13 protein-coding genes are annotated in these 13,225 nt (G+C 70.8%); 2 read left to right on the forward strand and 11 right to left on the reverse strand.

What is annotated here, in order from left to right; all coding sequences use genetic code 11:
* The 11 genes from HW578_RS14485 to HW578_RS14535 all read right to left on the reverse strand — a co-directional run.
* The coding region (locus HW578_RS14485; RefSeq protein ID WP_198371259.1) for a CaiB/BaiF CoA transferase family protein at positions 1–1,048 on the reverse strand (1,048 nt) is incomplete at its 3' end.
* A 3-nt stretch (positions 1,049–1,051) separates the two neighbouring features.
* A complete protein-coding gene (locus HW578_RS14490; protein ID WP_198371260.1) occupies positions 1,052–1,792 on the reverse strand; it encodes an enoyl-CoA hydratase/isomerase family protein in 741 nt (246 codons plus the stop codon).
* Position 1,793: 1 nt separating this feature from the next.
* Positions 1,794–2,762 (reverse strand): Bug family tripartite tricarboxylate transporter substrate binding protein, encoded by a 969-nt coding sequence (locus tag HW578_RS14495; RefSeq protein ID WP_198371261.1) that lies wholly within the window; start codon positions 2,760–2,762, stop codon positions 1,794–1,796.
* 127 nt (positions 2,763–2,889) lie between these two features.
* Positions 2,890–3,759 (reverse strand): MBL fold metallo-hydrolase, encoded by an 870-nt coding sequence (locus HW578_RS14500; protein WP_198371262.1) that lies wholly within the window; start codon positions 3,757–3,759, stop codon positions 2,890–2,892.
* Complete coding sequence (locus HW578_RS14505; protein ID WP_198371263.1) at positions 3,756–4,961, reverse strand: MFS transporter; 1,206 nt, start codon at positions 4,959–4,961, stop codon at positions 3,756–3,758. The genes HW578_RS14500 and HW578_RS14505 overlap by 4 nt, the downstream gene beginning before the upstream one ends.
* 63 nt (positions 4,962–5,024) lie before the next feature.
* The gene (locus HW578_RS14510; protein WP_198371264.1) at positions 5,025–6,344 is read right to left on the reverse strand and encodes a TRAP transporter large permease; all 1,320 of its coding nucleotides are present in this window, start codon (positions 6,342–6,344) and stop codon (positions 5,025–5,027) included.
* A 4-nt stretch (positions 6,345–6,348) separates the two neighbouring features.
* A complete protein-coding gene (locus HW578_RS14515) occupies positions 6,349–6,906 on the reverse strand; it encodes a TRAP transporter small permease subunit (RefSeq protein ID WP_198371265.1) in 558 nt (185 codons plus the stop codon).
* A gap of 21 nt (positions 6,907–6,927) precedes the next feature.
* Positions 6,928–8,001, reverse strand: a complete 1,074-nt coding sequence (locus HW578_RS14520; protein ID WP_198371266.1) for a C4-dicarboxylate TRAP transporter substrate-binding protein — start codon at positions 7,999–8,001, stop codon at positions 6,928–6,930.
* A 25-nt stretch (positions 8,002–8,026) separates the two neighbouring features.
* A complete protein-coding gene (locus HW578_RS14525; protein ID WP_198371267.1) occupies positions 8,027–10,423 on the reverse strand; it encodes a xanthine dehydrogenase family protein molybdopterin-binding subunit in 2,397 nt (798 codons plus the stop codon).
* Positions 10,420–10,905 carry a (2Fe-2S)-binding protein gene (locus HW578_RS14530; RefSeq protein ID WP_198371268.1) on the reverse strand — a complete coding sequence of 162 codons (486 nt, stop codon included), beginning with the start codon at positions 10,903–10,905 and terminating at the stop codon, positions 10,420–10,422. Before HW578_RS14530 ends, HW578_RS14525 begins: the two co-directional genes overlap by 4 nt.
* Positions 10,902–11,774 (reverse strand): FAD binding domain-containing protein, encoded by an 873-nt coding sequence (locus tag HW578_RS14535; protein ID WP_198371269.1) that lies wholly within the window; start codon positions 11,772–11,774, stop codon positions 10,902–10,904. The genes HW578_RS14530 and HW578_RS14535 overlap by 4 nt, the downstream gene beginning before the upstream one ends.
* Before the next feature lie 89 nt (positions 11,775–11,863).
* Here HW578_RS14535 and HW578_RS14540 point away from each other — a divergent pair, with 89 nt between their 5' ends.
* Together HW578_RS14540 and HW578_RS14545 are read left to right on the forward strand one after the other, a co-directional pair.
* Positions 11,864–12,526, forward strand: a complete 663-nt coding sequence (locus HW578_RS14540) for a TetR/AcrR family transcriptional regulator (RefSeq protein WP_198371270.1) — start codon at positions 11,864–11,866, stop codon at positions 12,524–12,526.
* Between the two features lie 32 nt (positions 12,527–12,558).
* Positions 12,559–13,225: P-type ATPase (locus HW578_RS14545; RefSeq protein ID WP_456308284.1), on the forward strand; the 667-nt coding region annotated here is incomplete at its 3' end.

Consider the following 13,225-nt stretch of genomic DNA (forward strand, 5'->3'; position numbering starts at 1 on the left):
CGCGTCGCGGCGCCGGCGCGGGTTCGGCCGCGGGCGTGCGGGAGAAGCGCGGGCTCGGCGCCGGCTGCGCCCCCCCGCCGCGCGCGAGGAAGGTCCCGCGCGCGACATTGTGCGGATGGCGCGGCGCTTCCTCGAGGTCCAGGACAGGTGCCACGCAGGCATCGCTGCCTTCGAAGACCCTGGCCCAGTGATCGCGCGGCCGGCTGACGAAGATCGCGGCGAATTCCGCGCGGATCGCTGGCCAGCGCGTCGGATCGGTGCGATCCGCGAAGCGCGCGGCATCAAGGCCGAGACCCTTCACCAGCAGCGCGAAGAACTGCGGTTCGAGCGCACCGACCGCGACATACTTCCCATCCGCGCATTCATAGGTGTCGTAGTAGGGGCAGGCGCCGTCGAGCAGGTTGCTCTCCCGCGCATTGCGCCAGCGGCCCTGCGCGAGCTGCCCGAAGAAGGCGCCCATCAGCGTGGCGGAGCCATCCGTCATCGCCGTATCCACGACCTGGCCGCGGCCGCTGCGCTGCGCCTCGAACAGTGCGGCCATGATGCCATAGGAGAGCAGCATCCCGCCGCCGCCGAAATCACCCACGAGATTCAGGGGCGGCACCGGCCGCTGTCCCGCACGGCCCATCGACCACAGCGCACCGGTCAGCGCGATGTAGGTGATGTCGTGTCCCGCGACCGGCGCCAGCGGCCCCTCCTGCCCCCAGCCCGTCATGCGGCCATAGACCAGGCGCGGATTGCGCGCGTGGCACGCGTCCGGGCCGAGGCCGAGCCGTTCCGTGACACCGGGGCGGAAGCCCTCCACCAGCACCTCGGCGCGTTCCACCAGCGCCAGCACCGCCGCGATCGCCTCCGGCCGCTTCAGGTCCAGCGCGACGCTGCGTCGCCCGCGCCCGAGCACATCCGCCGGATGCCCGCCTGGCGGCCCGTCAGGCCGGTCGATCCGCAGCACCTCGGCGCCGAGGTCCGCCAGCATCATGCAGCAGAAGGGCCCGGGGCCGATGCCGGCGAGCTCGACCACGCGCAGCCCGTGCAGCGGCCCCGGCATCGCTCAGCGCCCTTCGAAGCGCGGCGGGCGCTTCTCGCGGAAGGCCGCCTTGCCCTCGGCGAAGTCGGCCGAGGCGCGGATCGCCGCCATGCGCTGGCCATGGATCGCCATCTGCTCCGACGGACCGCGCGGGAGGATCTCCTCCGTCACCATGCGCTTGATCTCGCCCAGCACCATCGGCGCCATGCCGCAGAGCTCCGTCGCCCATTGCCGCGCGGTGTCGAGCGCCTGGCCCTCGGGCACCACCTCGTTCACCAGGCCGATGCGCTCGGCGCGCGCGGCATCGACGGTGCGGCAGAGCAGCATGATCTCCATCGCCACCTTGTGCGGTATACGAGAGACGAGCCCCGCGATCATGCCGCCCGTAAGGCCAAGCTTCGCCTCCGGGTAATAGAACTTCGCCCCGGCGCCGCAGACCATCAGGTCGCACATCATGGCCAGCACGATGCCGCCGCCGACGCACCAGCCCTCGACCGCGCAGATCACAGGCTTGAGCGGGCGGTAGCCGACCGTGGGGATGGCGCGCCACAGCTCCGGCGGGTCCGCGACATCGGCGCCGAAGGTGAAGGCGCGCGTGCCGGCGGCGGTGACGATCGCGACGCGCAGGTCCTCGCGCCGCTCGAACTCCTGCATCGCGCGTTGCACCTGCTCGGCCATGGGCTTGCTGATCGCATTGCCCTTCGCCGGGTTGTTCAGCGCCACGATGCGGACGGGGCCTTCGTCCGTGACAGTCACCAGGTCCACGTCAGTTCACTCCTGCTCCGGTGCGGCGGATCACATCCGCGAAGATCGCGCGGTCGCGCGTGATGCGGTTGGCGAAGGGTTCGCCGGTCTCGAAGGCAGGGCGCAACCCGCCGATCGCCATGCCGCGGGCGACCTGGTCGGATTTCAGGGCCTCCTCCAGCGTCGCGGCGATGCGCGCGCGCAGCGCCGGCGGCAGCCCCGCGGGCGCGGCGATGCCGAACCAGGACATCGCGCCGCGCTCCGCCAGGCCGACCTCCATCAGTGTCGGCACGTCGGGGAATTCCGGGTGGCGCGTGTCGCCGAAGCTCGCGAGCGCGCGCAGCCGCCCGTCGCGCACCTGCGGCAGCGCGGCGGGGTCGCAGATCATTTGGATATGTCCCGCGAGCAGATCGTTCACCGACAGCCCCGACCCGCGATAGGGCACGTGCTCGAGCCGCACGCCGGCGGCCTTGCCGAAGATCTCGCATTGCAGCTGGGTGATGGTGCCGTTGCCAGCCGAACCGAAGCGCAGCTGCCCTGGCCGCGCCCGGCCATAGGCGACCAGCTCCTGGATGGTGCGCACCGGCACGGACGGGTTGACGATGACGAAGGCATCCGAGCTCGCGACGCGCGCGATCGGCGTGAAGTCGCGGTCCGCGTCGTAGGGCGGGCGCATCATCAGCGGGCTGATGGTGAAGACCGCGGTCGGGAACAGCAGCAGCGTCTGCCCGTCCGGCCGCGCGCGGGAGACGTGCTCGGCGCCGATGGTGCCGCCGGCGCCGCCGCGGTTCTCGATGACGATGGTCTCGCCGATGATGCGCGACCATTCCTGCACCAGCGGCCGCGCGACATTGTCGGTGCTGCCGCCCGGCGGATAGGGCACGACCAGCGAGACCGGGCGCTGCGGCCAGGGCTGCTGCGCCAGCGCGGGCCGCGCCAGAAGCCCGGCGGCAAGCAGGGGCAGGTCACGGCGACGAAGCGGCAGTCGCATGGCATCTCCTCCTCGGCCGTCGCGGCGCGACAAGGCGGATCGGGACGCGATGCGCCCGTTGGTCGCTTCCTCCATGCCCGTCTCCTGCCGCGGGATGACAGGAGGCTAGGACAGGACCGCGGCCGCGTCAGCCCACACTTTCGGCTCGGAAGCCGCTGCCCGAGCGCGAGAGCCGCGCGCGCGAGGGCGAGGGGAAATGCGCGAAGCAGAGCAGTGTGCGTGCCTCGCAGGCGCATTCCAGCACGCGGCGGCGCGTCGCCGCCGCCTGGGCCGGGTCGAAATCGGCGCGCATCGAGAGTTCCGGATAGCGCGCCTGCAGCGGCGAATGGATCAGGTCGCCGGTGAACAGGGCCTCGTGATCGCCGCGGCCCACGCGCAGCGCGACATGGTGCGGCGTGTGACCGGGGGTGGGTTCCAGGCGGATGTCCTCGGCAATCGCGTGGTCGTCGGCGACCATGTCGGCCCGACCGGCCTCGACGACGGGCAGCACCGAATCGATGAAGGGCGGCACCGGCGCCTTGGCGTTCTCAGCACTCCAATGCGCGAACTCGGCCGCCGAGAAAACGTAGCGCGCCCGCGGGAAGGTCGGCACCCAGCGCCCGTTCTCGAGCCGCGTGTTCCAGCCCACGTGGTCCACATGCATGTGGGTGCACATCACAACGTCGATGTCGTCCACCGACAGCCCAAGCGCCGCCAGCCCGCGCATGTAGGCTTCGCCGCGCAGCCGGTTCCAGAAGGGATGCGCCGGGCGGTCCTTGTCGTTGCCCACGCAGGTATCGACCAGGATAGTGTGGTGGCGCGTGCGCACCACCCAGGACTGGATCGCCAGCACCAGCTTGCCGGTGGCGGGGTCGAGCGCGGCGGGCTCGAGCCACGCGCGGTTCTCCTCCAGCACGTCCTTCGTCAGCGTCGGGAAGAAGGTGAGCGGGTCGAACAGCGGCCCCTCCTGCTCCAGGATGCGCTGCACGGTGATCCCGCCGATCTCGAAGCCCGTCATCGGTTGTCCTCCTCCCGTCCCGCGCGAAGCAGCACGATTCCCACCACCAGCGCCGGCACCCCGCAGGCCGCGAAGCCAAGGCCGTAGCTGCCGCTCGCGATCAGCACGCCCGAATAGACCAGCGGCAGGATCAGCCCGCCGAGCTGACCGAAGGACAGCACGCCGCCGGTCGCCGCCCCGGCCTGGCCCGGTGCCGCGAGCCGCGCGGCTTCCGCCAGCAGCACGCCGTGCCAGGACATGACGGTCGCGCTCAGGATCGTCGCGACCACGCCGATCAGCAGCAGCGGCCAGGATGGGCCGAGCAGCGCCATCATCGCCGTGCCCCCGGCCATGCCGAGCGCGAGCCAGCACATCACCACCACCGGATCGACGCGCCCGCTGCCGAGCCAGCCCCAGAAGATGCGCCCCGGCACCGCGATGACCATCGCCACCGAGAAGACGAAGCCCGCCGCCACCAGCCCATGCCCCAGCTCGACCAGCGCCACCACGAAATAGGAGGTGAACACCGTCTGCAGGCCATTGAAGGCGAAGCAGGCGAAGGAGAGTCGCCGCAGGTCGCCGCGCGCCATGACGTTGAGGATGGTGGTGTGGAAATCCGACAACCGGAAGGATTGCGTCGGCACACGGTCGGCGTCGAACTCCGCGCGCAGCGGTTCGAGCATCGCCGCAAACACCAGGCAGGACAGCGCCGCGATAAGCAGCGTGCCGCGCCAGCCCGTCAGCCCCGTGAGCCACGGCCCCAGGATGCCCGCCGCCAACAGCCCCGCCGGCACCGCCGTCTGCTTGATCGAGAAGACCAGCGGCGCCTGGCGCGGCGGCGAATAGCGCCCTAGCAGGTGAGAGCTCGCCGGCGTGGACATCGCCGCCGCGCCCCCGCCGATCACCGCCGAGACCAGGAACAGCACCACCGGCCCGACCGTCGCCACCGCCATGCCGAGGCCGAGCAGCACCAGCGCCACCTGGCTCATGCGCATCGCGCCGTAGCGCAGGATGAAGGACCCGCAGCCGAGCTGGAACAGCAGCGCCGAGAGCGCGGCCGCCGCGACATAGATGCCGAGCCAGGCCGGGTCGATCGCGAGATCCGCAAGGATGGCCGGCGCGATGATCGGCGGCAGCGAGCGCCCCAGGGTCGCGAAGGTCTGCTGCAGGAACATCGCCGACAGCACGATCAGCAGCAGCTTCATCGGTCGGTCGGCGCGCATGGGGCTCCGCGGCGGTGCCAGGAGCCGCCACGATAGGCCGACCCGCCCCGCGCTGCGAAGAGGCTAGCGGACCAGCGCCGTCGCCAGCCAGGGCACCAGAGCGATGAGCACCAGCGCCGCGCCCATCACGACCACGAAGGGCAGCGCCCCGGCGAAGATCGTCTCGATTCCGACGCGCGGATCGCCGAGCGTCGCCTTCACCGTGAACACCGAGATGCCGAAGGGCGGCGTGAGCAGCCCCATCTCGACGGCGATGATGACAACGATGCCGAAGTGGATCAGGTCGAAACCCATGGCCTGCGCGATCGGCACGCCGATCGGCACCATGATCAGCAGGATCGAGGTGCTGTCGAGGATCATGCCCATCAGCAGGATGATCACGACGAAGACCGCGAGGAAGCCGTAAGGGCCGAGGCCCAGATGCTCGACCAGGTCGCCGATCGCCTGCGGCACGCCGGCCATGGAGAGCATGCGCGAATAGAGACCCGCGGCGATGAGCAGGAACAGGATGGAGGCGGAAACCAGTCCGGTCTCCTTCAGCACGCGCCAGAACTTCGGCAGGTCGAGCTGCCGGCGCGCCAGCGCGATCAGCAGCGCGCCCGCCGCGCCCACCGCGCCGGCCTCGGTCGGCGTGAAGAAGCCGGTGTAGAGCCCGCCCAGGATCAGGGCGACCAGCAGCAGGATCGGCACCGACTTGCGCGCCATCTCGCCGCCCGACATCACCCGTTCGGTGACCGCCGGCGCCGGTCCGGCCGCGGCCATGATGCGATGCGGGAAGAAGGTCGCGGTGCACCAGATCATCGCCACGAAGCCGAGGGCGATGACGCTGCCCGGAATGATGCCGGCGATGAACATCGCGCCGATCGAGACCTCGGCCAGCACGCCATAGACGATCATCAGCAGCGAGGGCGGGATCAGCATGCCGAGGATGCTGCTGCCCGCCACCGTGCCGGCGGCGAAGCGCAGCGTGTAGCCGTGGCGCACCATCTCGGGCACCGCGACCTTGGTGAAGACCGCGGCCGAGGCGATGGACACGCCCGTCACCGCGGCGAAGACCGCATTGGCACCCACCGTCGCCACGCCCAACCCGCCGCGCACCCGCCGGAGCAGCGCGGCCGCCACCTCGAAGGTGTCGCGCCCGACATTCGATATGCTGACGAGCAGCCCCATCAGAACGAAGAGCGGGATGGTCGCAAACAGGTAGTCCTGGATGCCCGAATAGGTCGCCATGGCGGTGAAGCGGAAGGCGAGGTCGGGATTCTCGCGGATCAGCCACACGCCGATCGCGCCGGTGCCGATCAGCGTGATACCGATCGGCAGGCCGAGGATGATCAGGACGACCATCACGCCGATCAGCGTGAAGCCAAGGGTGACGTCCTCCATCGCCTCAGCCCCGCGGCTTCGCGCCGAAGCGCCGGATCTCGACCAGCAGCAGCGCCAGGTAGGCCAGCGCGCCGGCCGCCCCGCCCAGCACGATCAACGCGCGGAACGGCCAGGTGGGCACGGTGAACAGGCCCTGCACGCCGAAGAACTCGCCCCGCGCCAGGGCGTCCTGCACGCCCGGCCAGGCGGCCAGCGCCACCAGCACCATGACCGCCGCGCCGGCTACGAAGAACAGGCATTCGATCGTGCGGCCCAGTGTGGGCAGCCGCGCGACCAGGCGGTCGATCAGGAAATCGGCGCGCGTCATGCGGCGGTGGTAGATGGTCGCGCCGATCTGCAGGAAGACGATGCCGACCACCGAATGTGCGGCGATCTCGGCGACGCCGGTGATCGGTGCGTTCAGGAAGGACCGGCCGACCACGTCGGCGCAGATCAGCACCATCAGCCCGAAGGTCCAGATGGTGCCGATGGCGGCCAGCGCATCGAGCAGCATCCGCACCGGATCGAAGGACTGCGGCGGCTCGCCGGCCTCGAGCGCCGCCATGTTCACGTCATCGGTCATGGCAGCGCCCTGTCCAGCGGTTCAGGCGGTGACTTCGCGGTCCCAGTTGCGCCCGGGCGTCTGGCCCGCGTCGCGGATGGCGGCGAAATAGGCGTTCAGCACGTCGCGCGAGGCCGGGCCCGAGCTGTCCGCCCAGGTGCGCGCGATGTTGGGCAGGCCACGGATCCAGCGCTCCCGCTCGGCCGCCGGAAGCGTGGTGATGATCGCGCCCTTCTGCACCATCTCGGCCTCGGAGGCCGCGACGCGCGCCGAGACGTCCTCGATGTGCTTCTGCGTCGAGATCTTGCCGGCCGCGACCAGCGCGTTGCGCACCGGCTCGGGGTAGCGGCCGAAGCGCTGGCGGTTCACCGCGATGCCGCCGACATACATCGCGCCCACGTCGCACTTGGTGACGTACTGCGCCACCTCGTAGACGCGCGTCGGCAGGATGCCCACGAAGAAGGACAGCGCACCTTCCGACACGCCGGTCTGGATGTCCGTGTAGTAGGTGGTGAGCGCACCATCGACCGGCGTCGCACCCGTGCCCTGCAGCCAGTTGGCGCTGGTGCCGGGGGCGGAGATCTTGCGGTTGCGCAGGTCGTCCAGCGTGCGGATCGGGAACTTCGACCAGATGTGGTAGGTGTCGGTGATGTAGGAGGAGAGCGGGATCATGTTGAGGCTCTCCCAGTTCTGGCGGATCGCCGGCTGGGTCTCATTGAGCCTCTCGAAGGCATTGGCCACCACGCCGTGGTCACCGGTGGCGAAGGGCGTGAAGTAGGTCACGTTCTGCAGCGGCATGGTGCTGCCTTCCCACAGCGTGCCGACGTAGCCGATGTCGGTGATGTTGTCGCGCACCGCCTCCATCGTGTCCTGGAAGCGATACAGCGTGCCGCCATAGGCCTCGCGCCAGTTGATGCGGTGCGTGTTGCCGTTGTCGCGCAGGTGCTTCTCCACCTCGGGCTGGAACACGTTCTTCATGTTCGACACCCAGTAGTTCGCGACCGGGTGGCTCGACGCGATGGTGATGTTCACCGCGGACTGCGCCTGAGCGGCGCGGATGGCGAAGAGCGGCAGCGCGGAGGCGCCGACCAGCAGGCTGCGGCGGGGTGCGTTCATCGGTTCGGTTCCTCTCCCAGGTGCTTCAGATCGCGCCCAGCGCGCGCAGGATGCGCGCCGGCGTGAAGGGCTGTTCCGTCACCACGGCATTGAGCGGCCGCAGCGCGTCGTTGATCGCGTTCATCAGCGCGCCGGGCGCGCCCGCCGTGCCCGCCTCCCCCGCGCCCTTGGCGCCGAGCAGGCTTTCCTTGGTCGGCGTCTCGACATGGCCGACATGGATCTCGGGCATCTCGGCGGCCATCGGCACCAGGTAGTCAGCCATGGTGGTGGTCAGCAGGTTGCCTTCGCCATCGTAGATGCAGTGCTCATACAGCGCGCCGCCCAGGCCCTGCACGATGCCGCCGCGCACCTGCTCGTCGACCAGCAGCGGATTGATGACACGCCCGCAATCCTCGACGCACCAGTGCTCGAGCACCTTCACCATCCCCGTGGCAGGGTCCACCTCGACCCAGCAGGCCTGGATGCCGTTGGTGAAGGCGAAGGGGTAGTCCTTGGTGATGAAGTGCCGCGTCTGGACGAATTCGCGCGGCAGCTCCTTGGGCAGGGTGTCGCCGCGGAAATAGACGATGCGGCCGATCTCGGCGAGGCTGATGCGCTGCGCGCCGGTCGCCTTGTCCACCACCTCGCCGAGGACGATGTCGAGGCTCGCCGGGTTCGCCTGCAGCATGGTGCCGGCGACGGTCAGCAGCTGTTCCTTCAACGCGATGGCCGATTGCAGCGCGGCCTCGCCGCCGATGCCAGCACCGCGACAGGCCCAGGTGCCGCCGCCATAGGGTGTCGCCTGCGTGTCGCCGGTGATGACGCGCACGCGGCTCACCGGCACGCCGACGCCATGCGCCACGATCTGGGCCAGGATCGCCTCGGTCCCCTGCCCCTGCTCCGTCACGCCGGACGCCACCACAACCGACCCGTCCGGATCCATGCGCACCGTCGCGCCATCCTGCGCCGAGATGCGCGCCCCGCCGATGCCGTACATGAAGGGCGAGGGATTGGTCAGCTCGATGAAGGCGGCGATGCCCAGCCCACGATAGACGCCACGCGCGCGCGCCTCCGCCTGGTCGGCCCGGATGCGATCGACCGGCACCATCTCCAGCAGCTTCGCGAGCGAGGCATGGTGCGACAGCCCCTCGAACTTCATCCCCGCCGGCGAGGTGAAGGGATAGGCGTCGTCGCGCACAAGGTTGCGGCGGCGCAGCTCGATCGGGTCCATCCCGATGGCCTGCGCCGCGAGGTCGACCAGCCCTTCCGTCACGGCGGTCGCGATCGGGTGCCCCACCGCGCGGTACTGGCAGGTCGGCACCTTGTTCTGCAGCACCACCGTTGTGGTGCAGCGGTAGTTCGCGAAGTCGTAGGGCCCGCCGCAGAGGTTCACCACCTGGTTGCCCTCGATGGCCGAGGTGCGCGGATACACCGAATACGGCCCGATCCCCGTCAGGTCGTCGATGTCTAAGGCGAGGATCTTCCCCTCGGCATCCACCGCGATGCGCCCCTTGATTCGGTGGTCACGCGCATGGATGTCGGAGGCGAAGCTCTCGAAGCGGTCGGCGACGAACTTCACCGGGCGGCCGAGCACGCGCGACATGGCGGCGACCGCCACCTCGTCCGGGTAGACATGCACCTTGATGCCGAAGGACCCGCCGACATCCTTGCAGATGACGCGGACCTGGCTTTCCTCCATGCGCAGCTGCTTGGCGAAGACGTTCTGCATCATGTGCGGCGCCTGGGTCGAATGATGGACCGTCAGCGTGCCGTCCGCACGGTTGTAGTCGGCGATGATCGAGCGCGGCTCCAGCGTCACGCCGGTGTGCCGGCCCGTCACGAAGGTTGCTTCGACCACCTTGGGGGCGGATGCGAAGGCGGCATCCACGTCGCCCTGCACGGCCGTGCGCTGGAACACCAGGTTGTCGCCAAGCTCAGGATGGATCACCACCGCGCCCGGCGCCAGCGCGGTCTCCATGTCCACCTGCGCGGGCAGCGGGTCCCACTCCACGCGCAGCGCGGCCACGCCGTCCTCGGCGGCCGCGCGGCTGTCGGCCACCACCGCCACGACGGGCTCGCCCTGCCAGGTCGCGCGGTCGAGCGGCAGCGGATGCTGCGGCGCCGACTTCATGCCCTTCAGATGCGCCAGCACCGCCACCCAGGGGTCGCAGACCTTGGCGATGTCGGCGCCGGTGAAGACCCGCACCACGCCCGGTACCTGCATCGCCGCAGAGGTATCGATACTCACGAACCGCGCATGCGCATGCGGGCTGCGCAGGAAGGCCGCGTGCACCATACGCGGCAGCACCACGTCGTCCGTGTAGGTCGCGCGCCCCTGCACCAGCTTCGGCACGTTGGGCCGCGGCACGGAGCGGCCGATATAGGAATTGGGCAGGTCCTCGCGCGACAGTCCGATGCTCGCGGGGGTCGGGATCTCGTTCATCGCGCGCCCTCCCGCCGGGTGGCGAGCGTGCTCTCCACCGCATCCACGATCGCCTGGTAGCCGGTGCAGCGGCAGTAGTTGCCCGACAGGTGCTCACGGATCTCCGCGCGCGACGCCTCCGGATGGTGTCGCAGGATGTCGGCCGCCGCGATCACCATGCCCGGCGAGCAAAAGCCGCATTGCGCGGCGTTGCGCGCGACGAAGGCCTCCTGCAGGTCCGCCACTTCCCCGGTGTCGGTCAGGCCTTCGATGGTCGTGACCTCGGCGCCGTCCAGGCTCGCCGCCAGCACCAGGCAGCCGCGTACGATCTCGCCATCGACGCGCACCGTGCAGGCGCCGCAGACGCCGTGCTCGCACCCGGCATGGGACCCCGTGAGGCCGAGGTCGATGCGCAGGAAGTCGATCAGGTGGCGCCGCGCCTCGACGCTGCGCGAAACGCGCTCGCCATTGACGGTCAGGGTGATGTCGATGCGGGCGCTCATGCCGCGGCCTCCGTGGCCGGATGGGTTGTGGCGATCGCGCGCTGCAGCAGCACGCGCGCCAGGTGCCGCTTCATCTCGGGCGGCCCGTGCATGTCGCCCGGCGGGTCGAGGTCCTCATTGAGCGCCGCCTGCGCCGCGGCGATGGCGGCCGCATCCAGGGTGCGGCCCGCCAGCGCCGCTCCCGCGCGCGCCGCCAGCACCGGCCCCGATCCGACGCCGAAGAAGACCAGCCGCGCCGAAGTGGCGCGCGCGCCCTCCATCCCGATGCACGCCGCCAGTCCCGCCATGGCGTAATCCCCCGACCGCCGCGCCACTTCCAGGATCACGCTGCGGCTGGCTGGCGTCGCCAACGGCACCTCGACCGCAGCGATCACCTCCTCCGCCGTCAGCGCCGTGCTCAGCAGTCCCGTGAAGAAATCCTCCGCCGCGATGCGCCGCTCGCCCTGCGGCGACAGAGCGACGATCCGTGCGCCCAGCGCCACGACGCAGGCCGGCAATTCAGCGGCGGGATCGGCATAGGCCAGGCTGCCGCCGATCGTGCCGCGGTTGCGGATGGCCGGGTGCGCGATCAGCGGTACCGCCCGCGCCAGCAGCGGCGCGTGCTGCGCCACCAGCGGGTCGCGCCCGAGCTCCGCATGCCGCGTCAGCGAGCCGATCCGAAGCACGCCACCCTCGACGCGCACCCCACGCAGCGCCGCCACCCGCGTGATGTCCACCAGCACCTTCGGTTCGGAAAGCCGGAAAGCGAGCGTCGCGAGCAGCGTCTGACCGCCGGCGAGCAGCTGCGCCGCATCGCCGTGCTCGGCGCGGGCGCGCCAGATGTCGTCCAGGCTGGATGCCCGCAGATAGCCGATCGCCGGCCACTTCATTCGGATCGTCCCTCGAACGCGTCTTGTTGATCGTTTGATCACCGAATGCCAGGATCGTGTCAAGCACGGGGAAACAGAGGAGCGCGAGGGTGAAGGCAGGGGCGCCATCGGCCAGAAGACCGCGCGCAGCCCGGCGCCTCGGGCCGGAGCAGCGCCGTGCGCAGATCCTGCACGCCGCCGTCGCCTATTTCGCCGAGGTCGGCTTCGCCGGCTCCACCCGCGACCTGGCGCGCCGCGCCGGCGTCACCCAGGCGCTGCTCTACCGCTACTTCGCGAGCAAGGCCGAACTCGCCGAGGCGGTCTTCGAACACGTCTATCTCGGCCGGCTCGACCCCGCCTGGCTCGCGCAGCTGCGCGACCGCGCCGTGCCGGTCGGCAAACGCCTCACGCGCTTCTACCGGCAGTACACGTCGGCGATCTTCACCTATGAATGGATGCGCATCTTCATGTGGGCGGGCCTTGCCGGCGATGCGCTGAACCGCCGCTACCTCGGCCATGTGGGCGACCGGCTGCTCGCCCCGATCGCCGAGGAGATCGCCGCCGAGCGCAGCCTGCGCCCGACGCCGGAGGATCTGTGGAACCTCCATGGCGGTATTGTCTACATCGGCATCCGCCGCTTCATCTACCACCTCCCGACGCCGGAGGATCCCGGCCCGGCGATCGATGCTGCGGTGGCGCGCTTCCTCGCCGGCCTCGCCCCGGCAGGCTTGATCCGCGACAAGGCCGCGCGCCGCGAAACCGTGGCAGGATAGGACCCGCAACAGAGGCGGGCCCGCCACCACCCATGCGCCGATACCTTCTCCTTGCCTGGGTCCTGGCGGGCCTGGTCGCCGGCATCGCCGCGCATCTCGCCGCGCCGGCGCCGCTCGCCGCCTGGATCTGGTCCGCCGCGGCGCTGCCGGTCGCGCTCCATGTCGCGGTCGGGCTGCTGCGATCGCTGCTCGGCGGCCGGCTCGGCGTGGATGCGGTGGCACTCGCCGCCATCCTGGGCGCCGTCGCGCTGGACGAGGCCGCGGCGGCGGCCGTGATCGGCCTGATGGTCGCCGGCGGCGAGGCGCTGGAAGCCTGGGCCGAGGGCCGTGCCACCAGCGCGCTCACCGACCTGATCGCCCGCGCGCCGCGCCGCGCCGCGCGCATCGAGGGCGAGACGATCACCGAGATCGACGTCGCCGCCATCCGCCCCCACGACCTGCTGCTGGTCCGCCCCGGCGAGACGGTGCCCGCCGACGGCACGCTGGAGGACGACGCCGCCACGCTCGACGAGAGCGCGCTGACCGGCGAGGCGCTGCCCGTGACGCTGCGGCGCCACGCCGCGCTGCGCAGCGGCGGCGTGAATGCCGGGCCCGCCTTCCGCCTGCGCGCGACGCGCGATGCCGCGGCCAGCACCTATGCCGCCATCCTGCGCAGGCGCAAGGCGGGCCCGGCGTTTGACCGGAAGAGGCGCACGGCTG

The organism is Roseomonas rosulenta (assembly GCF_016106005.1).
Taxonomy (GTDB): Bacteria; Pseudomonadota; Alphaproteobacteria; order Acetobacterales; family Acetobacteraceae; genus Neoroseomonas; species Neoroseomonas rosulenta.